This window comes from Saccharopolyspora indica, assembly GCF_027853965.1.
GTDB lineage: Bacteria > Actinomycetota > Actinomycetes > Mycobacteriales > Pseudonocardiaceae > Saccharopolyspora > Saccharopolyspora indica.
Window position 1 is genome coordinate 20,469 of record NZ_JAQGLB010000038.1, and the last position, 23,385, is coordinate 43,853.

A 23,385-nucleotide genomic window follows, 5' to 3' on the forward strand; every position below is an offset into this window, starting at 1 on the left:
TGAACGGTGAAGGGCACCTTTCGCCTAGTAACTTGGCGAAAGGTGCCCTTCACCGCGGAAAATCGTCACCCGATGAGGGCTTCGACGGCTTCGATGGCGAAGTAGGCCGCGAAGACCAGGGCGAGGGTGCCGACCAGCCAGCCGATCTCGCGGGCCTTGCCGCGGGCCACCTTGATCACCGCGTAGGCGATCAGGCCCGCGCCGATGCCGTTGGTGATCATGTAGGTGAACGGGATGACCGCGATGGTCAGGAACGCCGGGACGACGTACTCCGGGTCGTCCCACGGGACGTGCCGGACCTGCGCCATCATCAGCGCGCCGACGATCACCAGAGCCGGGGCGGCGGCCTGCGCGGGCACCACGGCGGCCAGCGGGGTGAACAGCAGCGCCGCGCAGAACAGCAGCCCGGTGACCACGCTCGCCAGCCCGGTGCGCGCGCCTTCGGCGACGCCGGTGGCCGACTCCAGGAACACGGTGTTCGGCGACGAGCCGGTCAGGCCACCGGCCGCGGCGGCGACGCCGTCCACGGCCAGGATCCGGCCCATGCCCTCGACCTTGCCGTCGCGCACCAGCCCGGCCTCCGAGGAGACGCTGGTGATGGTGCCCATCGCGTCGAAGAACCCGGACAGCACCAGGGTGAACAGGAAGACGGTGGCCGCGATGCCGCCCGCCGCCGCGAACCCGCCGAACAGGTCCACTTGGCCGAACAGGCTGAAGTCGGGGCTGCCGACCACGTGGTCGGGCAGCTCCGGCACGATCGTGCCCCACTGCTCGGGCGCGATGCCGAAGGCCGCGTTGACCGCGACCGCGACGGCGGTGCTGACCGCGATGCCGATCAGCATCGCGCCGGGCACCTTCCGCGCCAGCAGCACCAGCATCAGCAGCAGGCTCAGGCAGAAGATCGCGATCGGCACGCCGGACAGATGTCCGCCGGTGCCCATCTGGACCGGCACCGTGGTGTTGGCCGCGTCCGGCACCCGGCTCACGAATCCGGCGCTGACCAGGCCGATCAGTGCGATGTAGAGGCCGATGCCGACGGTCAGCGCGGTCTTGAGCGGTGCCGGGATGGCGTTGATGATCCGCTCCCGCACACCGCTGACGGCCAGCACGACGATGACGATGCCCTCCAGCACCACCAGCCCGAACGCCTGCGCCCAGGTCATCGCGGGGGCGATGGTGAAGGCGACGACGGCGTTGACGCCGAGCCCGGCGGCCAGGGCCAGCGGTGCGTTGCCGACCAGGCCCATCACGATGGTCATCACGCCTGCGGTGGCCGCGGTGGCGGTGGTCAGCTGCTCGGGCGTGAGCTGGGCGCCGGTGGCGTCCGCTGACGAGCCGAGGATGAGCGGGTTGAGCATCACGATGTAGGCCATCGCGACGAAGGTGGTCAGACCGCCGCGGAGTTCGCGGGAGAGGGTCGAACCGCGGGCGGTGATGCGGAAGAAGCGGTCTAACCCGGACGGTTCCGCGTCGGCTCTGTCCGGTCTCAGCTGCTGGGTCATGAGTCCTCCCATGCCGGTGGGCGCCCCCGTGCGGCACGTCTGAGTGCCGCCCGGACTGTTTCCTCCGGCGGTTTTCCGGGCAGGGGAGGGCCCGGCGGGAATCCGCCGAATTCGCGCTGGGGCGTTTGGTGAGTGGAATTCGCTGTCCCGGTGAGGATTCCGGGATGGCGGGCGGGCCTGGTTCCGCGTCAGGCGGAAGCGGTGGTGGAGGCCCGCTCGCTGGGCTCCGGGGCGACCCGGTCGTCGCTGCCGGAACCGCTGGTCAAGGCGGCTGTTGAGGTGAGGGGAGGGCGTCTGCCCCGTTCAGGGGCGGATCAGTAGTCGACGCGGTCGGTCTTGCCCCGCCAGGCGTCGAAGGCCGCGTTGCGGTCGGGCATCGCCACTCGCTGCACCGGTGAAGGCGATTCGGCCTGCGGGTTCTCGAACACGTCGTAGAAGGCGCGGTCGTCGAAGCCCGCTTCTGCGGCGTCGTCCCGGTCGGCGGCGAACAGCACCCGGTCCACCCGCGCCCACAACGCCGAGGCCAGGCACATCGGGCACGGCTCGCACGAGGTCACCAGCACGCAGCCGTCGAGCTTGAAGGTGCCCAGCGCGCGGCAGGCGTTGCGGATGGCGGTGACCTCGGCGTGCGCGGTCGGGTCGAGGTCGACGGTCACCTTGTTGGTGCCGGTGGCGATGACCTCGCCGCCCCGGACGACGAGCGCGCCGAACGGCCCGCCGCCCGCGGCCACGTTGGTGGTGGCCAGTTCGATGGCCTGGGCCATCCAGTCCTGCTCGGCGCTCGTCGCGACGTCCACGGACATTGTTGTTCTCTCCTTCGGTTCGGTGCCGGGGTGTGTGAGGGGGTTGCTGCGGCGGCGGCCCGGCCCCGCCGCCGCAGCAGGTCTGGTGTCACACGATGTGCTCCGGTGCGACCGGCGTGTGCAGCAGTTCCTTACCGGTGGCCGCGCGGATCGCGGCGACCACCGCCGGAGTCGTGGAGATCGTCGGCGGCTCGCCGACGCCGCGGACCCCGTAGGCCGCGTTCGGGTCGCCGCGCTCGATGACGTCGATCTCCATCGGCGGGGTGTCGAGGATCGTCGGGATCAGGTAGTCGGTGAAGGACGGGTTGCGGATGCGGCCGTCGACGACCTTGATCTCCTCCATCACCGCCAGCCCCATGCCCTGCGCGGAGCCGCCCTGGATCTGCCCGATCACCGCGTCCGGGTTGATCGCCTTGCCGACGTCCTGGGCGCAGGCCAGCTGCACCACCTTGACCAGGCCCAGGTCCAGGTCGACGTCGACCACCGCGCGGTGCGCGGAGAACGCGTGCTGGACGTGCACCCGGTCGCTGCGGCCCTGCTCGTCGAGCGGGAACGTCTCGCGGTGGTGGTACTCGCGGGTCTGCTCGACGACGTCGTCGCCCAGCACCTCCACCAGGTCGGCCAGCACGCCGCGGGTCTCCGAGGCGATCTTGCCGCCGTGCAGCGAGAGCTGCGCCGGGTCGACGTCGTAGCGCTCGGCGACCCGGGCGAACAGCTCGTCGCGCACCGCCTCGCAGGCGGCCTTGACCGCGCTGCCGGTCACCAGCGTCTGCCGCGAGGCGGAGCTGGAGCCCGCCGGTCCGACGCTGGTGTCGTTCGGGTGGATGGTCACCCGCTCCACGCCGAGCTCGGTCCGCGCGATCTGCTGCTGCACGGTCACCAGGCCCTGGCCGACCTCGGCCGCCGCGGTGTGCACCATCGCGGCCGGTTCACCGCCGATGACCTGCAGCCGGACCCGCGCGGTGGAGAAGTCGTCGGCGCCCTCGGCGTAGCAGATGTTCTTGATCGTCACGCCGTAGCCGACACCGCGCACCACGCCTTCGCCGTGCGTGGTGTTCGACGCCCCGCCCGGCAGGTTCCGGATGTCCACCGGCCCGGCCTGCTCGGCGGGCATCGGCAGCGCCCGCACCCGCTCCATCAGCTCGGCGACCGGCGCCGGGTAGTCCAGCACCTGGCCGGTCGGGATCGAGTCGCCCTGCTCGATGGCGTTGCGGATGCGCAGGTCGACGGGGTCCACGCCCAGCTCGGCGGCGAGCTTGTCCATCTGGGACTCGTAGGCGAAAGTCGGCTGCACCGCGCCCAATCCGCGCATCGCGCCGCACGGCGGGTTGTTGGTGTAGACGCCCCAGCCCTCGATGTCGACGTTGGGCACCTTGTAGGGACCGGCGCCGAGAGTGGTGCCGTTGCCGACCACGACCGGCGTCTTCGAGGCGTAGGCGCCGCCGTCGAAGTACTGCCGCGCCTTGACGTAGACGAGTTCGCCGTCGCGGGTCGCGCCGTGCTCGTAGTACATCTTGGCCGGGTGCCGGTGCACGTGGCCGTAGAACGACTCCTCGCGGTTGTAGACCATCTTGACCGGTTTGCCCAGGTGCAGCGCCAGCATGCAGACGTGCACCTGGATGGACAGGTCCTCCCGGCCGCCGAACGCGCCGCCGACGCCGGACATGGTCATCCGCACCTTCTCCGGCGGCAGCCCGAGCGCTCGCGCGGTCTGCCGCAGGTCGGAGTGCAGGTCCTGGGTGGCCAGGTACAGGTCGACGCCGCCGTCCTCGGCGGGGATCGCCAGCCCGGACTCCGGACCGAGGAACGCCTGGTCCTGCATGCCGACCGTGTAGACGCCGGAGACGACCACGTCGGCCTTCGCGCGCGGATCGCCCTTGACGATCTTCTGGTGGCGCACCACGTTGCCGTCCGGGTGCAGCCGCGGCAGCGACTCGTCGTGCGCGACCCGCTCGGCGTCGAGCACCGGCTCCAGCACCTCGTAGTCGACGACGATCTTCTCCAGCGCCCGCCGCGCGGTCTCCGGGTGGTCGGCGGCCACCAGCGCGACCGCCTCGCCCTCGTAGCGCACCACGTCGGAGGCCAGCACCGGCTGGTCGGCGTACTTGAGGCCGAAGCAGTTGTCGCCGGGCACGTCCTCGGCGGTGAGCACCGTCTGCACCCCGGCCATCGCCATCGCCGGACCGATGTCGATCGACCGGATCCGGGCGTGCGGGTGCGGGCTGCGCAGCGTGGCGCCCCACAGCATGTCCTCGGCCCACAGGTCGGAGGAGTAGGCGAACTCGCCGCGCACCTTGATGGTGCCGTCAGGCCGCAACGGCGATTCACCGATGCCGCCCCCGATGGCGTCGTTGAGCTCCTGCGGACTACGAGCAGGCGAGTGAGCAGTTCCGCCTCTCCGCGATGCTGTACCGCCCCTCCGCGATTCACAGTGGTGGTCGCGTTCGGCAGTGATCTCGCGTTTCGCGGTTTCTTGTGGCTGGGTTGCGTCACGGTCCCCTGAGGTGCGGTTGAGTGGAACTCGGCCTGCGACAGGACTGCTCATGCGAACACCTCCGGTGTTGCCCGGACCCGATCAGTGCTGGTCGTGGACGGCCGCTCGGCCGGGGTCTGCGCGATTTCAATGGAAGTTCGACGTCTGATTTCCATTGAAATCGGATCTCTGATTTCAATGGAAATTGCGGATCTGCGACTGGTGAAGATCGTGTTCGTGCTGGTCATGACGCCTCCCGGAGCCGGGCGCTGGCCGTGGTCAGCTCGCCGGTGAGGTCGGGTACCGACATCAGCCGGCCGTCGTCGACGACGACCTCGCCGCCGCGCAGCAGCCGCTCCAGCTTCGGCAGCTGCCCGAGGACCAGCGCGGCCACCGGATCGGCGATCCCCGCGTGGTCCAGGCCGCCCAGCTGCCAGACCGCGATGTCGGCGAGCTTGCCGGGCTCCAGCGAGCCGAGCTCGTCGTCCCGGCCGAGGCAGCGCGCCCCGCCGCGGGTGGCCAGCCGCAGCGCGTCGCGCACCGACAGCGCCTGCGGCCCGTAGCGGGCGCGCGCCGTCAGCAGCGCCTGCCGCATCTCCTCGCCGAGCCCGCCGGCTTCGTTGGACGCGACGCCGTCGACGCCCAGCCCGACGGGCGCTCCGGCATCCAGCAGCGGCCGGACCGGGGCGGTCCCGGCGCCGAGCCTGCCGTTGGAGCTGGGGCAGTGCGCCGCCCCGGTGCCGGTCTCGCCGAGCCGCGCGATGCCCTGCTCGGACAGGTGGATGGTGTGCGCGAGCCACACGTCCGGCCCGAGCCACCCGAGGTCGTCGGCGTACTCCACCGGCGTCTTGCCGAACTCGGCCCGGCACTGCTCTTCCTCGTCGACGGTCTCGGCGAGGTGGGTGTGCAGCCGGACGCCGTTGCGGCGCGCCAGCTCGGCGGCCTGGCGCATCAGCTCGGTGCTGACCGAGAACGGCGAGCACGGCCCGACCGCGACCTGCACGCGCGCGCCGGGTGAGGGGTCGTGGAACCGGTCGATGGCCTCCTGGGTGCCCGCCAGCGCCTGGTCGAGGTCCTCGACCACGGAGTCCGGCGGCAGCCCGCCGTGCGAGCGGCCGCGGTCCATCGACCCGCGCACCGCGTGCAGCCGGATCCCGATCCGCTCCGCGGCCGAAACCACCGCGCCGAACACGTCCCCGCCCTCGCGCGGGAAGACGTAGTGGTGGTCGGCCGCGGTGGTGCAGCCGGACAGCGCCATGCGCGCCAGACCGGCCGACGCGGCGGCGTGGGTGATCTCCTCGTCGATCCCGGCCCACACCGGGTACAGCTCGGTCAGCCAGCCGAACAGCGTGGCGTCGGCCGCGTAGCCGCGGGTCGCCCACTGGTAGAGGTGGTGGTGGGTGTTGATCAGCCCGGGCGTGACCAGGCATCCGGACGCGTCGATGCGCCGCACCGCACCGCCCTGCGGCGGCGCGGAACCGGGCCCGACCGCGACGACGCGATCACCCTCGACGACGACGTGGCCCTCGGCGAACTCGGTACCCGAGTCGTCGACGGTCACCACGGCGCCACCCTCGATCACGAGAGTCATGCCCCGGTCCCGCCTCTCCGCGATTCACAGTGGTGGTTGCGTTGGGCAGAGTTCTCGCGTTTCGCGGTTTCTTGTGGCTGGGTTACGTCACGGTCCCCTGAGGTGCGGTTCTGGAGGACTCGGCCATAGAAAGGGCTGCTCATGCCCGAGCCTTCCGCTGCGCGGCGAGCCGGACGGCATCCATGATCTTTTCGTAGCCGGTGCAGCGGCACAGGTTTCCGGCCAGGGACTCGCGGATCTCCGCGTCCGAGGGCTCTGGTGTGCGTTCCAGCAGGTCGTGGGTCTGCACCAGCAGGCCCGGGGTGCAGAAGCCGCACTGGACGGCGCCCGCCTCGACGAACGCCTCCTGGACCGGGTCCAGCCGCTCGCCGTCGGCCAGGCCCTCCACGGTGCGCACCTCGCGCCCTTCGGCCTGCCCCGCGGCCACCAGGCACGCGCAGGCCGGGACGCCGTCGACGTAGACCGTGCAGGAACCGCATTCGCCCTGCTCGCAGGCGTTCTTGGAGCCGGGCAGGCCGAGCCGCTCGCGCAGCACGTACAGCAGGCTCTCGCCCTCCCACACGTCGTCGGCCTCGTGCGGCTGTCCGTTGACGGTGAACTTCAGGCGCATTCCTGCCTCCCGGAACAGTGCTCGTGCCAGGCCCAGGACAGGGTCCGGCGGGCCATCACGGCCAGCGCGTGGCGGCGGTAGTCGGCGGTGCCGCGCACGTCGTCGATGGGGGAGGAGGCCTGCGCGACGAGCTCGCCGAAGCGGCGCGCCACCGAGTCCTCCAGCGGTCGCCGCCCGGCCCAGTCGAGCTCGGCGGCCACGAACTCCTCGGCCTCCAGCGCCCGCCGCGGCGTCGGGGCGGCCGAGCCGAGCCCGGTGCCCACCCGCTGCTCCTCCGGGTGCAGGGCGATGGCGAAGGTGCACACCGCGATGACCATCGCGTTGCGCGTGCCGACCTTGGAGAACTGCTGCGGGCCGGTCGCCGGGGCGATGTGCACCGCGGCGATCAGCTCGTCGGCGGCCAGCGCGTTGCGCTTGACCCCGGTGAAGAACTCCGCCGCCGGGATCAGCCGGGTGCCGCGCACCGACTCGACCTCGATCTGCGCGTCGGAGGCCAGCAGCGGCGGGTGCCCGTCGCCCGCCGGTGAGGCCGAGCCCAGGTTGCCGCCGAGCGTGCCGCGGTTGCGGATCTGCGGCGAGCCGACGGTGCGGCTGGCGATGGCCAGGCCGGGCACCCGGTCGCCGAGCTCGTCGATCAGGCGGGAGTAGGGCAGCCCGGCCCCGATGCGCAGCACCTCGCGGTCCTGCGACCAGGTGGTCAGCTCGGGGATGCGGGTCAGGTCCAGCAGCACGTCCGGACGCCGGTGGTCGAAGTTGATCTCGACCATCACGTCGGTGCCGCCGGCGATGGGGGTGGCGTCGGGATGCGCGGCCTTGGCCTCTAGCGCCTCCCGCCACGTCGCGGGGCGGAGGAAATCCACGGTTGTACTCCTCGTCACGGCCGGTGGAGAGGTGTGAGTCAGTACACAGCCGGGACGCGCTCGCTGACTAGCGGCGGAAACCCCGAAAAAGCCTTCCGGGCGCCGAACGGGAGTTGTATGTTTCTCCAAATGCAGATGACCGGTTCGCGTCGCGGCCCGGTGGAGAGGTGGATCGGGTGCTGCTGGGCGATCTGCTCGCCGACCCGGAGCTCGGGCTGGTGGCGCTGCACGGCGCCGACCGGGCGGACCGGCCGGTGCGCGGCGTCTACATCACCGACCTGATCGACCCGCGCCGCTACCTCAACGGCGGCGAACTGGTGCTCAGCGGCCTGATGTGGCACAACGGCCCGGCCGATTCGGAGCGGTTCGTGACCGCGCTGGTCGACGCCGGGGTGGCCGCGCTGGCCGCGGGCACGGCGCGCCTCGGGCACGCCCCGCCCGACCTGGTCGAAGCCTGCCGCCGCCACGACCTGCCCGTCGTCGAGGTGCCGCTGACGGTCAGCTTCAACACGCTCGCCGACCGGGTCCAGCGCCGGGCCGCGCCGCGCCGGGAGCTGGTCGCCGCGGTGGCCGCGGGCGCGGACCTGGACCAGGCGCTGCGGATGGCGGCCGACGAGCTGGGCGCGGAGTGCTGGGTGCTGTCCGCGGCGGGCTGGATCGTCGGCGGAACCGCGGAGCTGCCGGAGGACGCCCGCCGCGCCGCGCTGCGCGAGTTCGCGACCGGTCGGCTGCCGAGCACGGCGCGCTCCGATGGTGCGCACGTGCTGTGGCCGGTGGAATCCGACGCCGAACCGCGCGCGGCCCGCTGGTTCGTCCTCGCCGCCGGTGCCTTCGACGAGTGGGACGCGGAACAGGTGGCCATCGCCACCGACCTCGGCACCGTGGTGGCGCTGCTGCGCGCGCGGGTGGACGAGGCCCGGCGCATCGCGGGGCGCTCGGTGGAGGCGGCCCTGCGCCGGCTGCTGGACGGGACGTCCACCCCGGCCGAGGTCGCCGCCCGGCTGGAGACCGCCGGGCTGCCCGCCGGGGATCCGCTGCGCGCGGTGGCGCTCGACGTCGGTGACGTGGTCGAGTCCACGACGCTGCTGCGCGAGATCGCCGCGGCCACCGGCATGGCCTCGGTGACCGCGCCGCTGGGCGACGGCGCGACCGCGCTGTTCGTCGACGACGAGGAGCACCTCGCGCAGCTGGACGTCCAGCTCGGCCGGATCGTCGCCGACGCCGAACCCTGCCTGGACGGGCGGAACCTGGCCGTCGGGGTCAGCGACATCACCCGCGCCACCGCGCTGCGCGGCGCGCTGGAGGAAGCGGGTTACGCGCGGCGGCTCGCGCAGCGCAAGCGCGGGCAGGCGGAGGTCGTCGCAGCAGCGGAGCTGGCCTCGCACGAGGTGCTGCTCGCCTCGACCCCGGACGAGCTGCGCCGCTCCTACCGCGAACGCCTCCTGGCCGATCTGATCGCCTACGACGAAGTGCACCACTCCGACCTGGTGCGCACGCTGCGGACGTTCCTGGACTGCTCGGGCTCGTGGTCGCGCTGCGCGAAGCGGCTCCACGTCCACGTGAACACGTTGCGTTACCGGATCCAGCGCGTGGAGGAGATCACCGGGCGCGACCTCTCGGAGTTCCCGTCCCGAGTGGACTTCTACTTGGCCCTCGAACTCGACCGCACCACGCCGCCCGGCCGCTGATCCGCGCCGTCAACGTCCCGTGAAGAACCGTGCTGCGGGACTCCTTGCCGTGCAAGGATTTTCCGCAGTGGACAGGAAGAAGGCCGGTACCGGGCCCGGGGCAATTTCGCGCGAAATCAGCGTGATCGGCGGGTGAACGGGACGATTTCGCGCGAAATCGGCGCGGACACGGCACGTCGGTGACCGTGCACGCAAAGCGACGTGCGAGCGGCTGATCCGTGGGTGTGCTCACACCGGGTTCGGCTTTCCGGGGGAACGGGTGGGCGCGGTTCGAAATCTCTCCGTGAGGGAGGTACCGTGCTTGGTCGCAGTTGTGCTCCACGGGCACCCGCCCCGGCGGGATCGGCCCGGCGAAACCCCCACCCCACCACCCGAGACGGAGGTAACGGGATTGACCGATCTGTCCGCCACCACCGGTGTGACGGACCGCCCGAGCGGCACCGCGCAGCAGACCGGCACGACTCCGGATGCGATCCAGCAGTTCCTGGACCGGCAGCGGCCCGAAACCCCTTGCCTGGTCGTGGATCTGGCGCAGGTGCGCAACCGCTACCGGCAGTTGCGGACCGCCCTGCCCGATGCTCGCATCTGCTACGCGGTCAAGGCCAATCCCACGCCCGAAGTGGTCGGTGAGCTGGTCGGCCTCGGGGCGTCGTTCGACGTCGCCAGCCCCGGCGAGATCGACCTGTGCCTGGCCGAGGGCGCTGCCCCGGAGTCGATCTCCTACGGCAACACGATCAAGAAGCGCCGCGACGTCGCCCGCGCCTACGAGCAGGGCGTCCGGCTGTTCGCCACGGACAGCGCCGCCGACCTGGCCAACATCGCCGAGGTCGCGCCGGGCTCGCAGGTGTTCTGCCGGGTGCTGGTGGACAACACGGGCTCCCGGACCCCGTTCGGCCGCAAGTTCGGCTGCCTGCCGGAGACCGCCGTCGAGCTGCTGGTGCGCGCGCGGGATCTCGGCCTGGACGCCTTCGGCGTGTCGTTCCACATTGGATCGCAGCAGCTCGAACCCGAGGCCTGGGAGCACGGGATCGACGCCGCACGACGGGTTTTCGCCGGTTGTGCCGAGCAAGGGCTCCGGCTGCGGATGGTGAACCTGGGCGGTGGGCTGCCCGCCGCCTACACCCAGTCCGCGCCGCCGCTGGCCGACTACGTGCGCCGCATCGAGCAATCCCTGGACCGCCACTTCGGGGCCGAGCGCCCGGAGCTGCTCGTCGAACCCGGGCGGTTCGTCGTCGGCGACGCGGGCGTGCTGCGCAGCGAAGTGGTGCTCGTCACCGACGCCTGCGACGGCGAGTCCCGCTGGGTCTACCTGGACATCGGCCGCTACAACGGGCTGGCCGAGACCGAGGGCGAGGCCATCACCTACCGGCTGCGCACCTCCCGCGACGGCGACCCGGTGGGTCCGGTCGTGCTGGCGGGCCCGACCTGCGACGGTGATGACGTGCTCTACCAGCGGACCCGCTACGAGCTGCCGCGCACGCTGCGCGGCGGTGACCGGGTGGACCTGCTCAGCGCGGGCGCCTACACGGCGAGCTACTCCTCCGTGGGCTTCAACGGGTTCGGCCCGCTGCCCACCTACTGCGTCGACGGCGATCAGCAGCAGTGATCGCCCGGCACCGGGCGAAGGCGCCCGAGAACGCCGCGAAGAACCAGAAATTCTGCGAAATGATGGGAGGTCGATAGATGTCCGTCGACACCGGGACACCACCGGTCGGGTTGTTCACCGGCCAGCACGTCCTCGCCGAGCTGGAGGGCGTGGATCCGGAACTGCTGGACGACGAGCAGTTCCTGCGCGAGACCCTGCACGACGCGCTGAGCCGGTCGCACGCCACGGTGTGCCAGATGATCGCCAAGCGGTTCGAGCCGCAGGGGGTCACCGTGTTGGCGCTGCTGTCGGAATCCCACGCTTCGCTGCACACCTACCCGGAGGACGGCTCGATCTTCATCGACGTCTTCACCTGCGGGCACACGGCGAAGCCGGAGCTGGCGGTGCGCCTGCTCGCCGACGCGCTGCGCCCCACGACGCAGAACGTGCAGACCATCCAGCGCGGCCACGACTACGAACACCTGAGCTGAAACTGCCAGGACCCGCGGACGGAACAGCGGTGGCGAGGGTTGTTGTCAATGTTCGACCGCCAGGCAAGCGGCGTCAGCCGCTTCCAGCGGTGGACAGCGACTGCGACGGGCGATCGGCACCGGTTGGAAGGTGTCGCATGCGCCGCAGGGGCATAGCCCGCCCTCGGCGCTTGCACCGCTGCGGGTTCTCAGCGTTCACCTGGCGAGGACGGCCCTGACGCTGTGTATTGGCATACATGAGTCAGGGCACCCGGAGTCCAGGTGGGCGCTGTAACTCCCGCAGGGGGGCCGCTACCTGCACCGCCAAGCAAAACGAGCCTGGAACACCTTCAAGAGAGGAGCACCGTTGATCGAAATCGACGGGCAGCGGTGGATCAAGGAGCCGATGGGCGCCGACCTGCAGCGCCTGTGGCGGGTCGACGAGGTGCTGTGGGAGGGCGACACCCCCTACCAGCACGTGGTGATCGGCCGCACCGGTCAGGGCGTCTCGCTGTTCTGCGACGACGACCGGCAGAGCACCGAGTTCTCCCAGCTGGTCTACCACGAAGCGATGATGGTGCCCGCGTTCCTGCTGGCCGCGCAGGTGGAGCGGGTGCTGATCATCGGCTCCAGCGAGGGCGTGGCCAGCCAGATGTCGGTGGCCGCCGGTGCCACCCGCGTCGACCACGTGGACATCGACGAGCTGTGCGTTCGCAAGTGCGCCGAGCACCTGCCCTACGGCTACAGCACCGAGGAGCTGGCCCGCGCCGAGCAGGGCGACGGGCCGGTCAAGCTGCACTACGCGGACGGCTGGGGCTTCCTCGACCAGGCACCGCCGGAGGGCTACGACATCGTGGTCGTCGACCTGCCGGACGAGCGGGCCGACGACGCCGACGGCCAGCACAACCGGCTCTACGGCATGGAGTTCGTCCAGCGCTGCCAGTCGGTGCTGTCCGCGGGCGGCGTGGTCGCGTTCCAGGCGGGCTGCCCGACGGTGTGGCGCAACGAGACGCTGATCCGCGCCTACAACCGGTTCCAGGCGGCGTTCGACACGGTCGCCTACTTCGGCTCCGACGAGCACGAGTGGGCGTTCATCTTCGGCCGCGTGGAGCAGATCGACGACCCGACGAACGTGATGCTCGAATCGTTCCCGAAGTCGTCGTACCGCCCGGAGACGATCGACGAAGCGACGATCATCGGCGCCACGGTGCCGCCCTACTCGGTCCGCAACCAGGGCTGAGCGGGTGGCCGGGCCGGGTGCCCCGGCCGCCGGTTGGGCGGTGGGTCCGTGAGTGTTTTGTGGGGCTATGGCACCACAAAGCACTCACGGCCGCTGACCAGCTGAAACCGTTCCCGAGCTACTCGGGTTCGCGGGATCCTCAGGCGGCCGGTCCGCGCTGGGTGAGCACCAGGGCGTCGCCCTCGGTGATGGCCACGGTGTGCTCGGAGTGGGCCGTGCGCGAGCCGTCGGCCGAGCGGATCGTCCAGCCGTCCGGGTCGAAGACGATCTGGTCGGTGGTGCGGGCGAACCACGGCTCCAGCGCGAGCGTCATGCCCGCCTGCAGCTTCATGCCCCGCCCCGCCTTGCCCCGGTTGGACACGTGCGGGTCCTCGTGCATGGTGCGGCCCAGGCCGTGGCCGCCGAACTCGGTGTTGACCGGGTAGCCGTACTCGCAGGCCACCGCCCAGATCGCCGCCGAGATGTCGCCGATCCGGTTGCCCGCGCGCGCGGCCGCGATGGCCGCGTCCAGCGCCTCCTCGGTGGCGCGGATGATCCGCAGGTCCTCCTCGGCGGGGGTGCCGACGACGAGCGTGCGCGCCGAGTCGGCCACCCAGCCGTCGATGCCGACCGCGATGTCGGCGGTGAGCACGTCACCGTCGCGGAGCACGTAGTCGTGCGGCAGGCCGTGCAGGACGGCGTCGTTGACCGACAGGCAGATGACGTTGCGGAACGGGCCCTCGCCGAAGGACGGGGCGTAGTCCCAGTAGCAGGACTCGGCGCCGCGCTGCTTGATCATGTCGCGCACGTGGTGCTCGATGTCCAGCAGGTTGACGCCCACGTCGGCGATCCGGCCGACCTCGGTGAGCACCTCGGCCACGAACTGGCCGGTGACGTGCATGCGCTGGATCTCGGTGGGCGTCTTGAGCTCGATCACGGGTACCTCGCGTGCCATGGAAGCCGGTATAATAATACCGACGTTAGCACCGGCCGGTATAGAAATACCAGTCGAGCGGTCTCAGCTGCCCTGAGCGGCGAAGAGGCTCACAGCGAGTCGAGGTAGGGGTGCTGCGCCGGGTCCCCGTCGCGCGGGGCGAACCACTGGTCGAACGCGAGGCCGCGCGAGTGCAGCTCCGCCTCCAGCTTGGCGGCCTGCGCCGCCGTCTCCGGCTCGGCGTCCCCGGCCAGCGGCAGATCGACCTCGTAGAGCTCGTCGGGCACGATCTCGCCCGCCGCCCGCGCGGCGAAACCCGCGAACACCGACTCGCTGTCGTCCCAGCTCATCAGCTCGGCGGCCTCCAGCGCCACCCGGGCCTCGTTGACGAACAGCCGCAGCGCCAGCGCCTCGGCGACCGAGCGCGGCGGCGTCCACGACGTCGCGGTCAACCGCTCCGCGACCGGCATCGAGGCCAGCACGAACGCGCGGGCGAAGAACGCGTCGTAGCGGTGGTCGTAGCAGGGCGGCAGCTCCTCCAGGACCAGCAGGCCGACCGCGTCGGCGACCGTGGCGTTGTTCACCGCCAGCGCCAGCTCGTCGTAGAAGACCTCGTCGGTCACCACCCGCACCGCGTGCACCAGCGCCCCGGCCGCCAGCGTCGCCGGGCCGCCCGGCCCGCCGAACGCCTCCGGTCCGAACGCCCGCAGCCGCGGCGCGAGCCCGACGAACCGGGCCCGCCACTGCTCGACGTCCATCGCGGGCTCCGCCGAGGTCTCCAGCGCCTCCTCGACGGCCGCTTCCAGCTCGTCGACGACGGCTTCGCCGCTGGCCGCCAGCCGGTTGAACTCGTCTTCGGTGATCCGCACCTCCGAGTGCGCGACCGACCAGCCCGCCAGCACCTCGCTCTCGCCGATCAGCTCGTCGAGCACCGAGGCGGCGGCGTCCTCCGCGGCCAGCAGCGAGGGCGCGTCCAGCGCCAGCACCACGCTGGCCCCGGCCGGGTGCACGGTGATGCGGTAGTCCAGGACGTCGATGTCGGCGTCACCGGGGCCGGAGACCCCCTCGACCAGCGCGAGGTGGCGGTCCAGCACGGCCGCGATCCCCTCCTGCTGCAGCGGGTCGAGCTCCACCACCCCGGTCGGCGGTCCGAGCTCCGCTGTCACCGCATAGTCCACCGCGTCTCGCCCTCTCCTCGCCGGTTGGTCGGCATGGTACGTCCTCGCGCGCCCCCGGACCCGTCAGCCGATCCGGGGCCCCTCATCAGCCATGATGGACCACGTGACGACGACTGTGGCCGTATTCGGCAGCTGCAACATGGACCTGGTGGCGTACGTGGGCACCGCCCCGAAGCGCGGTGAGACCGTGCTCGGCCGGGAGTTCCACACGGTGCCGGGCGGCAAGGGCGCCAATCAGGCGCTCGCCGCGGCGAAGGCGGGCGCGGCGGTGCGCATGATCGGCGCGGTCGGCGAGGACGAGTTCGGCGCGGAGATCCGCCGCGTCCTGCGGGAGTCCGATGTGGACATCGCAGGGCTGCGCGCGGTGCCCGGCCGCAGCGGCACCGCGCACATCGTGGTGGACGACCAGGGCGGCAACTCGATCGTCGTGGTGCCCGCCGCCAACGGCACCGTCGACGGGCTGGCCGAGGGGGACGAGGAGCTCATCGCCGGTTCGCAGAGCCTGTTGCTGCAGCTGGAGATCCCGTTCTCCGGCGTGGCCGCGGCGGCGGCCGCCGGGCGGCGCAACGGGGTGCGCGTGGTGCTCACGCCGGCACCCGCCGCGGAGCTGTCCGACGACGTCCTGTCGAACGTGGACCTGCTGGTGCCCAACGAGCACGAGGCGGCGATCCTGGCCGGCGACGACGACCCGGACCGGGCGCTGGCGAAGCTGCTCGAACTGGTCCCGGAGGTGGTGATCACGCTCGGTGCGCGCGGCTCGCTCTACGGCAACCGCGACGGCGAGCGGGTGGAGGTGCCGAGCTTCCCGGTGGAGGCGGTGGACACCACGGCGGCGGGCGACACCTACGTCGGCGTGCTCAGCGCGGCGCTCGGCGAGGGCGCCGACATGCCCGAGGCGATGCGCACGGCTTCCGCCGGTTCCGCGGTGTCGGTGCAGCGCAACGGCGCCAGCAGTTCGATGCCGACCCGCCGGGAAATCACCGACTTCCTGGCCGGTCGATAAGGCGCGCAATTACCGAAGGTCGACCACTCGACTACGAGGCGTCATTCCCCGGGTTTCACGGACGGCCGGTTTCCCCGACCGCATACCGGCCGTCCGTGCCTGCGCTCACTGAGCGTTGTCGTAGGCCTCGACGACCTCGGCGGGAATGCGGCCCCGATCGGAAACCTGCATGCCCTGATTCCGGGCCCATTCCCGAATGGCCTGGTTGCGTTCCCGGTCCGCGGTGGTCGGGGTGCTCGACGCCTTGCCCGGCTTGGTCGCGATCCGCTTGCGACCGCCGGTCTTCCGCGCGCTGGCCACGAAAGACGCGAGCGAGTCGCGCAGTTTCGAGGCATTGTCCGAGGACAGGTCAATTGCGTAGCTCACCCCGTCCAAGGCGAACTCGACGGTGGTGTCGGCTGGTGTGCCGTCGACATCGTCGACGAGCTGAACGGTGACTTTCTGCGCCACGGTAACCCTCGATTCCGGTCCGATTCCCCTCCTTCTCCGCACCGCGCGTGCGGAGAAGAGCGAGCGAACAATAAACGATCGCGCGAAGAATGTTCCACCCGCGGCCGGAGTTTTCTCCGCTGTGCCCTGCATTACTTTCCGGATAGACCGGGCGCCGGTTACCGTGCGTTCCGGTTGGTCGCGCTGCTCGCACGCCGGGCAACACCAACCCGCCTGGCGGTTATCGGCAGGTCGGTCCGCTGTTCTATGGTTGGATGCGAGACAACTGAGATGTCACGTGCTACAACGTGAGCGGGACTCGCAGTAGTCTTACCTGCAAGTGTCGCGGATCGAGGCGGGGCACGTTCCCGAGACAGGTGATCATGGCCGAGCGGATTCAGGTCGAACTCGTCGACGACATCGACGGGTCTCCAGCCACCCACACCGTTACCTTCGCGTTGGATGGTGTGACGTACGAAATCGACCTGAACGACGAACACGCCCAAGAGCTGCGCGCGCTGCTCACCCGCTACATCGAAGCGGCCCGCAAGCCCAAGCCGGAACCGGCGCGCACCAGTCGTCAGCAGGAGCGCGAAGAGGAGCAGACCCGCCGCGCCAACAAGCAGCTGACCGAGCAGATCCGCGGCGCCGCCCAGCGCACCCGCGAGCACCACAAGAAGGCCACCGAGCAGCCCGAAGTGCAGGCCGAGGCCGTCGAGCCCGAGATCGTCGAACCCGAACCGCGCTTCGACGCCGCGGCGGAGAAGAAGGAACCGGCCCAGGCATCCGCGGTCTCGCTGCCGCTGTTCTCCTCCGCCGTCGACTGATCCACCACCGGCCGGGTCCCGGCCCGATGCCGGAATGATCACGGCTGTGGACACGGCCTGCCGCCGCCAAATACGGTTCTCGCGTTTTGCTCCTCTTGCTGGCGGGAGGCCCGGGTGACGGCGCGGTTGAGACGTGGTGCTCCGGCAGCACTGCTGGTCCTGGCGGTGAGCGCAACCGGTTGCAGCCCGCTGGTCGACGTCGAGCAGACCGCGGGCCAGCTGCGCGCCTCGGTGCAGGCCCCCACGGTGCGCGGCGGTGAAGCCGTGATCGCGCTGGACCAGGAGCCGGACAAGCTGGACCCGACGCTGGCCACCACGCTGGCCGGCCGGCAGGTCTTCAACAGCATGTGCGAGAAGCTCTACGACGTCGACCCGGCCGGTCGCGCGGTCCCGCAGCTCGCCGCCGAGCTCCCGCGCACCTCGCCGGACGGCCGCGAGCTGACCATCCCGCTGCGCACCGGAGTGCTGTTCAACGACGGCACCGCGTTCGACGCGGCAGCGGTGAAGAAGAGCCTGGACCGGCACCGCGAACTGCCCTCCTCCGGCCGCCGCTCCGAGCTCACCGCCATCGACTCCGTCGAGGTCGTCGACCCGGCGACCGTGCGGCTGCGGCTCAAGCAGCCCTCCGCCCCGCTGCCCACCGTGCTCGCCGACCGCGCGGGCATGATCATGTCCCCGGCGAAGCTGGACGAGCTCGGTGACGACTTCTCCGACGACCCGGTCTGCGTCGGCCCGTTCCGCTTCGTCGAGCGCATCGCCCAGGACCGGATCGTGCTGGAGCGCAGCGAGTTCTACTACGACCGCGACGCGGTGCGGCTGGACCGGCTGGTCTACAAGGCGGTCCCCGACGACAACATCCGCATCGCCAACCTGCGCTCCGGCGAGTTCGACGTGGTGTGGGAGGTCGGCCCGCCGGACGTGCCGGTGGTCTCCCGCGAGCAGGACCTGGTGCTGCTCAACCAGCCGTCGATCCAGTACATGGGCATCACGGTGAACACCAACAACGTCGACGGCAAGACCGGCCACGTCGACGGGCCGCTGGCCAACGACCCGCGGGTGCGGGAAGCGCTGTCGCTGTCCATCGACCGCGAAACGCTCAACCGCATCGCCTTCAACGGCCTCTACCAGCCCGCTTGCGGCCCGATCCCGCCGACCAGCGAGTTCGCCACCCCCGCGACGCAGGCCTGCCCGCCGCACGACGTGGCCCGCGCCCGGCAGCTGCTCGCCGAAGCAGGCGTGGGCACCCCGGTTCGCGTCGAGCTGCTGCTCACCAACGACTCCACGACCAGCCGCGTCGGCCAGGTCATCCAGGCGATGGCCGCCGAGGCCGGGTTCGACGTCGTGCTCCGGCCGAGCGAGTCCACCAGCGCGATCTCCGCGGGCAAGAAGGGCCGCTTCCAGACCTTCCTGATCGGCTGGTCCGGCCGCCCCGACCCGGACGGCAACATCACCGGCATGCACGCGCAAGGCGCGGCGCAGAACTACAGCGGCTTCTTCGACCCGGCGACCGACGTGGTGCTCAAGCAGGCCGCGGCCGAGCAGAACACCGACCGCCGCCGCGAGCTCTACGAGCACGTCGTCAAGCAGCTGCAGCAGCGCAACAACGTGATCTACCTCTACCGCCAGCAGTACTACACCGCGCACACCGCCGAGCTGGCCGGTGTCGAGGTCTACCCCGACGGGATCATGCGGCTCAAGACCGCCGGTCGCGTCGAGTCCGGGAGTTGAGATGCTGCGCAGCTACGCGCTCAACCGCGTCCTGCAGTCGCTGGTGACCCTGGTGCTGGTCTCGCTCGTCGTGTTCGCGGGCCTGCGCGCGCTGCCCGGCGACCCGGCCATCGCGCTGGCCGGGGCGGAAGCCGACGACACCGCGATCGAGGAGATCCGCCGCAGCTACCTGCTCGACGAGCCGGTCTACGTGCAGTACTTCAGCTGGATCGGCCGCGCCCTGCAGGGCGACTTCGGCGAATCGGCGCAGACCGGCCTGCCGATCGGCGAGATCGTCCTCAGCCGGATCCCGGTCACCCTCGAACTCGCCCTGCTGAGCCTGCTGTTCGCCGCGCTGATCGGGCTCACCACCGGCGTGATCGCGGCCGTCCGCCGCGGTGGACCGCTGGACTGGCTGGGCAACGGGGTGTCGCTGTTCGGACTGTCCATCCCGAACTTCTGGCTCGGCCTGATGTGCGTGCTGATCTTCGCGGTCGGCCTCGGCTGGCTGCCGGCCTCGGGCTTCGTGCCGTTCACCGAATCCCCGCTGGGCAACCTGCAACGGCTGATCATGCCGGCGTTCGTGCTGGGCAGCGGGCTGGCCGCGGTGCTGATGCGGCAGATGCGATCGTCCATGCTGGACGCCCTGAACGCCGACTACGTGCGCACCGCGCGCGCCAAGGGCGCGGGGGAGTTCCGGGTGGTGGCGGTGCACGGCCTGCGCAACAGCCTGATCACCGTGCTGACCATCCTCGGCCTGCAGCTCGGCACGCTGATCTCCGGCGCGGTGGTCACCGAGCAGATCTTCGTGCTGCCGGGCTTCGGCAAGTTGATGGTCGATGCCGTGTTCACCCGCGACTACCCGGTCATCCAGGCCGCGGTGCTGATCAGCGCGGCCGGCTACATCGTGGTGAACCTGCTCGTCGACCTGCTCTATTCGGTGGTGGACCCCCGAATCCGGGTCAGCGGAGGTACGGCATGAGCAACCCCAGCCCTGAACCAACCCGAGCCTTGCGCAACCGCACCTCAGGGGACCGTGACGCAAACCAGCCACAAGAAACCCCGCAACGCGAGGTCACTGCGGAACGCAACCACCACTGTGAATCGCGGAGAGGCGGGACAGCATCCCGCCGCGTGCTGCGCCGCCTGCTGCGGCACCGCACCGGCGTCGTCGGCCTCGTCCTGTCGGCGCTGTTCGTGCTGGTGGCGCTGGCCGCACCGCTGATCGCACCGAGCGATCCGGCCGCGGTGAACTTCGACGAGGTCCTGCAGCAGCCGTCGCTGGCCGCACCACTGGGCAGCGACGAGCTCGGCCGCGACCAGCTCTCCCGCGTCTTCTACGGCGTCCGCGCGTCGATCGTGGTGGGCGTGCTGTCGGTGCTGCTCGCGCTCGTGGTGGCGGTGCCGCTGGGCCTGATCGCCGGGTACTACCGCGGTGCCGTCGACTCCGTGGTCTCCCGCATCACCGACACGCTGCTGGCCTTCCCGTTCCTGGTGCTGGCGGTCGGCCTCGCCGCGGTCATGGGCGCGTCGATGACGAACGCGGCCATCGCGATCGGCCTGTCCCAGGTGCCGAACCTGATCCGGGTGGTGCGCGGCGAAACCCTGCGACTGGCCGGCGAGGACTACGTGACCGCCAGCGTGGCGGCCGGCGCGTCCGGCACCACCGCGATGTTCCGGCACATCCTGCCGAACTCGGTGAACGCCCTGCTGGTGCAGATCACGGTGGCCATCCCGCAGGCGATCATCGGCGAGGCGCTGCTGTCCTTCCTCGGCCTCGGCGTGCAGCCGCCCACCCCGTCGCTGGGCGTGATGCTCTCGTCCGCGCAGACCTACTTCACGCAGGCCCCGTGGCTGGTGGTCTTCCCCGGCATCGCGGTGGTGCTGGCCACCCTCGGCTTCAACCTGCTCGGCGACGGCCTGCGGGACGCCCTGGACTCGAAGGGGAACCGATGAGCGACGTGCTTTCCTTCTGCGACCTCCGGGTGCGGTTCCGCACCGAAGAGGGCACTGCCGATGCGGTGCGCGGGGTCAGCTTCGGCGTCGCGCCCGGCGAGATCCTGGCCGTGGTCGGCGAGTCGGGCTCCGGCAAGAGCGTCACCGCGATGTCCGCGCTGGGGTTGCTCCCGCGCACCGCCGAGGTCACCGGGCGCATCGAGCTCGACGGCTCCGAGCTCGGCGAGCAGGAGCTGCGCCGGGTCCGCGGCAAGGACATCGCGATGATCTTCCAGGAGCCGATGACCTCGCTGAACCCGGTGTTCACCATCGGCTGGCAGCTCGTCGAGGCCATCCGCCTGCACACCAGCACCACCAGCGCGAAGGCCCGCGAGCGAGCGGTGGAACTGCTGGATCTGGTCGGCATCCCGGAACCGGCGCGCCGCCTCAAGCACTACCCGCACCAGCTCTCCGGCGGGCAGCGGCAGCGCGTGATGATCGCGATGGCGCTGGCCTGCGAACCGAAGGTGCTGATCGCCGACGAGCCGACCACCGCGCTGGACGTGACGGTCCAGGCCGAGATCCTGGCCCTGCTGCGCGACCTGCGCGACCGGCTGGGCACCACGATCCTGCTGATCACCCACGACATGGGCGTCGTCGCCGACCTCGCGGACCGGGTGGTGGTGATGTACCGCGGCGAGGTGGTCGAGGAAGCCGCCGCGGCCGATCTGTTCCGCGCACCGCAGCACGAGTACACCGAAGCGCTGCTCGCCGCGGTGCCCAGGCTGGAGATCGGGAAGAGCGAGGAGCCCGAGCCGGCCGATCCGGTGCTCGTCGTCGAGGACCTGGTGGTCACCTACGGCGGCCAGCGCGCGGTGGACGGCGTATCGCTGCGCATCGACCGGGGTGAGGTCCTCGCGCTGGTCGGCGAGTCGGGCTCCGGGAAGTCCACGGTCGGCAAGTGCGCGGCCCGCCTGCTGACGCCGGCTGAAGGCCGGATCGTGCTCAACGGCCGGGACATCAGCCGCCTGCCCGCCCGACGCCTGCGCCCGCTGCGGCGCAACATCGGCATCGTCTTCCAGGACCCGGGCTCGTCCCTGGATCCCCGGATGAGCATCGCGGACAGCATCGCCGAACCACTGCGCCTGCACCGCGTCGCGCGAGGCCGGGAGCTCGACGAGCGGGTGGACGAACTCCTCGACGCGGTGGAGCTGGGCGCGTCCCGGCGCCAGCGCTACCCGCACGAGCTCTCCGGTGGTCAGCGGCAGCGCGTCAGCATCGCCCGCGCCCTGGCGCTGGAACCGGAGCTGCTGATCGCCGACGAGCCGACCAGCGCGCTGGACGTGTCGGTGCAGGACGCGGTGCTGGAGCTGTTCCAGTCGCTGCAGGCCAGGCTGAACTTCAGCTGCCTGTTCATCAGCCACGACCTGGCCGTGGTCAACATGCTCGCCCGCCGGGTGGCCGTCATGCGCCGCGGCCAGGTGGTGGAGCAGGGCGACACGGCGCAGGTCCTCGGGAGCCCGCAGCACGAGTACACGCAGCGCCTGCTGGCAGCGGTCCCGGTGCCGGACCCGGAGCGGCAGCACGAACGCCGGCTGGCCGGGGCCTAGTCCTCGGCGCGGTGCCTGCGGGAGCGAGCGCGCTGACCGGGACCGGTGCGCGCCGACTTCTTCGCCTCCGCCTTGGGCCGCTCGACCCGCTCCGCCAGTGCAGCGGCGAACTCCGGAGGAGAGCTCGGACCCCAGTTCCGGTCCTCCGGGTCTCCCAGAGTCTTTCGCAGCTCGGTGTAGATCGGCGTCGAGTCCACTGCGTACCCCCGTCCTGACGATCGCCTGGCAGGTTACCCGCGCGCGGGGGACGAATCGCGGTGGCGAAGCAGGACCACACGAACGTGGACATCAACAGCACTCCGGGCGGACCTCGCCGCTGAGACCTGAACATCGGCTCTGACCTGCGATGATGACCTTTAAAGGGGGGTGGTGTTCAGGGGGTGTTCGGGGGTCTGTAAAGTTCTACGAGTCAGAGCGACACGGGCCGGGAAAACCGGGCCGAGCCTGACACGGGGTCACGAACCAAGCTCCCACGAACGAGTGGTAGAGTGGGTGAGCCCGAAACGGCAAGACTTTGAAAATTGCGATTCGCTTCGCTGTCATAACGCTGGACGGTTCGATCTCCGGGAGATAACGAATCGGGTGCGGGAAACGAAAGTGACCCCCCTGAAACCCCGGAAAAACGGCCTGCTAGAGTTACCGACACAAGAAAGCGAACAGAGGAAATGCTCCCCGGAGCTTGCTGGTCTTGAATGGCTGGTGGTGATGGTGTGGGTGTGTTCTTTGAGAACTCAACAGCGGACTGTTTTGGTTAGTGTTCTTTAATGCCCCCGACCAAGGCTTTGGTTTTGGTTGGTGGTTTCTTTGAGTATGGCGCTCCGAGCCTTCGGGTTTGTTTGAGTGTCTGCTGGGATTGTTCAACAGCATTGTTGGAGAGTTTGATCCTGGCTCAGGACGAACGCTGGCGGCGTGCTTAACACATGCAAGTCGAACGCTGAAGCACTTTCGGGTGTGGATGAGT

The 23,385-nt window shown here is 70.6% G+C and carries 21 protein-coding genes and 1 rRNA gene; 11 read left to right on the top strand and 11 right to left on the bottom strand.

Features of this window, described 5'->3' with window-relative positions:
* Positions 1–65 precede the first annotated feature (65 nt).
* From OU416_RS39600 to OU416_RS39630, 7 genes are all read right to left on the bottom strand, one after another.
* A complete protein-coding gene (locus OU416_RS39600) occupies positions 66–1,502 on the bottom strand; it encodes an NCS2 family permease (RefSeq protein WP_270932241.1) in 1,437 nt (478 codons plus the stop codon).
* Positions 1,503–1,816: 314 nt separating this feature from the next.
* The gene (locus OU416_RS39605) at positions 1,817–2,305 is read right to left on the bottom strand and encodes a nucleoside deaminase (RefSeq protein ID WP_270932242.1); all 489 of its coding nucleotides are present in this window, start codon (positions 2,303–2,305) and stop codon (positions 1,817–1,819) included.
* Positions 2,306–2,393: 88 nt separating this feature from the next.
* Positions 2,394–4,649, bottom strand: coding sequence for a xanthine dehydrogenase subunit D (gene pucD / locus OU416_RS39610; RefSeq protein ID WP_270932261.1), 2,256 nt, complete (start codon positions 4,647–4,649; stop codon positions 2,394–2,396).
* 197 nt (positions 4,650–4,846) lie between these two features.
* The gene (locus OU416_RS39615) at positions 4,847–5,026 is read right to left on the bottom strand and encodes a hypothetical protein (protein WP_270932243.1); all 180 of its coding nucleotides are present in this window, start codon (positions 5,024–5,026) and stop codon (positions 4,847–4,849) included.
* Complete coding sequence (locus tag OU416_RS39620) at positions 5,023–6,369, bottom strand: 8-oxoguanine deaminase (protein ID WP_270932244.1); 1,347 nt, start codon at positions 6,367–6,369, stop codon at positions 5,023–5,025. Before OU416_RS39620 ends, OU416_RS39615 begins: the two co-directional genes overlap by 4 nt.
* Before the next feature lie 139 nt (positions 6,370–6,508).
* A complete protein-coding gene (locus OU416_RS39625) occupies positions 6,509–6,979 on the bottom strand; it encodes a (2Fe-2S)-binding protein (protein ID WP_270932245.1) in 471 nt (156 codons plus the stop codon).
* The gene (locus OU416_RS39630) at positions 6,970–7,839 is read right to left on the bottom strand and encodes an FAD binding domain-containing protein (protein ID WP_270932246.1); all 870 of its coding nucleotides are present in this window, start codon (positions 7,837–7,839) and stop codon (positions 6,970–6,972) included. Before OU416_RS39630 ends, OU416_RS39625 begins: the two co-directional genes overlap by 10 nt.
* 167 nt (positions 7,840–8,006) lie before the next feature.
* Between OU416_RS39630 and OU416_RS39635 the strand changes: the two genes are divergently transcribed.
* From OU416_RS39635 to OU416_RS39650, 4 genes are all read left to right on the top strand, one after another.
* A complete protein-coding gene (locus OU416_RS39635; protein WP_270932247.1) occupies positions 8,007–9,527 on the top strand; it encodes a PucR family transcriptional regulator in 1,521 nt (506 codons plus the stop codon).
* A gap of 391 nt (positions 9,528–9,918) precedes the next feature.
* Positions 9,919–11,133 carry a type III PLP-dependent enzyme gene (locus OU416_RS39640; protein ID WP_270932248.1) on the top strand — a complete coding sequence of 405 codons (1,215 nt, stop codon included), beginning with the start codon at positions 9,919–9,921 and terminating at the stop codon, positions 11,131–11,133.
* A gap of 77 nt (positions 11,134–11,210) precedes the next feature.
* Complete coding sequence (gene speD, locus OU416_RS39645) at positions 11,211–11,603, top strand: adenosylmethionine decarboxylase (protein ID WP_270932249.1); 393 nt, start codon at positions 11,211–11,213, stop codon at positions 11,601–11,603.
* A 346-nt stretch (positions 11,604–11,949) separates the two neighbouring features.
* Positions 11,950–12,822: a spermidine synthase gene (locus OU416_RS39650; RefSeq protein ID WP_270932250.1), complete on the top strand. Its 873-nt coding sequence runs from the start codon at positions 11,950–11,952 to the stop codon at positions 12,820–12,822.
* A gap of 139 nt (positions 12,823–12,961) precedes the next feature.
* Here OU416_RS39650 and map read toward each other — a convergent pair whose 3' ends face one another.
* Together map and OU416_RS39660 are read right to left on the bottom strand one after the other, a co-directional pair.
* On the bottom strand, positions 12,962–13,738 hold the full coding sequence (gene map / locus OU416_RS39655) for a type I methionyl aminopeptidase (RefSeq protein ID WP_270932262.1): 777 nt from the start codon (positions 13,736–13,738) through the stop codon (positions 12,962–12,964).
* Between the two features lie 107 nt (positions 13,739–13,845).
* Positions 13,846–14,913 carry a hypothetical protein gene (locus OU416_RS39660; RefSeq protein ID WP_270932251.1) on the bottom strand — a complete coding sequence of 356 codons (1,068 nt, stop codon included), beginning with the start codon at positions 14,911–14,913 and terminating at the stop codon, positions 13,846–13,848.
* Positions 14,914–15,016: 103 nt separating this feature from the next.
* Between OU416_RS39660 and rbsK the strand changes: the two genes are divergently transcribed.
* Complete coding sequence (gene rbsK / locus OU416_RS39665) at positions 15,017–15,916, top strand: ribokinase (RefSeq protein WP_270932252.1); 900 nt, start codon at positions 15,017–15,019, stop codon at positions 15,914–15,916.
* A 105-nt stretch (positions 15,917–16,021) separates the two neighbouring features.
* On the opposite strand, the gene OU416_RS39670 is transcribed toward rbsK, so the two are convergent.
* Positions 16,022–16,366, bottom strand: a complete 345-nt coding sequence (locus tag OU416_RS39670; RefSeq protein ID WP_270932253.1) for a histone-like nucleoid-structuring protein Lsr2 — start codon at positions 16,364–16,366, stop codon at positions 16,022–16,024.
* 362 nt (positions 16,367–16,728) lie between these two features.
* Here OU416_RS39670 and OU416_RS39675 point away from each other — a divergent pair, with 362 nt between their 5' ends.
* The 5 genes from OU416_RS39675 to OU416_RS39695 all read left to right on the top strand — a co-directional run bounded on the left by OU416_RS39675 (position 16,729) and on the right by OU416_RS39695 (position 22,424).
* Entirely contained in the window at positions 16,729–17,172 is a 444-nt protein-coding gene (locus tag OU416_RS39675; protein WP_270932254.1) for a histone-like nucleoid-structuring protein Lsr2, read from the top strand.
* 114 nt (positions 17,173–17,286) lie between these two features.
* Positions 17,287–18,900, top strand: coding sequence for an ABC transporter substrate-binding protein (locus OU416_RS39680; RefSeq protein WP_270932255.1), 1,614 nt, complete (start codon positions 17,287–17,289; stop codon positions 18,898–18,900).
* 1 nt (position 18,901) lies between these two features.
* Positions 18,902–19,861 carry an ABC transporter permease gene (locus OU416_RS39685; protein WP_270932256.1) on the top strand — a complete coding sequence of 320 codons (960 nt, stop codon included), beginning with the start codon at positions 18,902–18,904 and terminating at the stop codon, positions 19,859–19,861.
* Between the two features lie 152 nt (positions 19,862–20,013).
* On the top strand, positions 20,014–20,835 hold the full coding sequence (locus OU416_RS39690; RefSeq protein WP_270932257.1) for an ABC transporter permease: 822 nt from the start codon (positions 20,014–20,016) through the stop codon (positions 20,833–20,835).
* Complete coding sequence (locus tag OU416_RS39695) at positions 20,832–22,424, top strand: ABC transporter ATP-binding protein (protein ID WP_270932258.1); 1,593 nt, start codon at positions 20,832–20,834, stop codon at positions 22,422–22,424. The genes OU416_RS39690 and OU416_RS39695 overlap by 4 nt, the downstream gene beginning before the upstream one ends.
* Here OU416_RS39695 and OU416_RS39700 read toward each other — a convergent pair.
* Entirely contained in the window at positions 22,421–22,621 is a 201-nt protein-coding gene (locus OU416_RS39700) for a hypothetical protein (protein ID WP_270932259.1), read from the bottom strand. The genes OU416_RS39695 and OU416_RS39700 overlap by 4 nt on opposite strands.
* Before the next feature lie 669 nt (positions 22,622–23,290).
* On the opposite strand from OU416_RS39700, the gene OU416_RS39705 reads away from it, so the two are divergent.
* Positions 23,291–23,385 (top strand): 16S ribosomal RNA (locus tag OU416_RS39705); the annotation flags it as partial.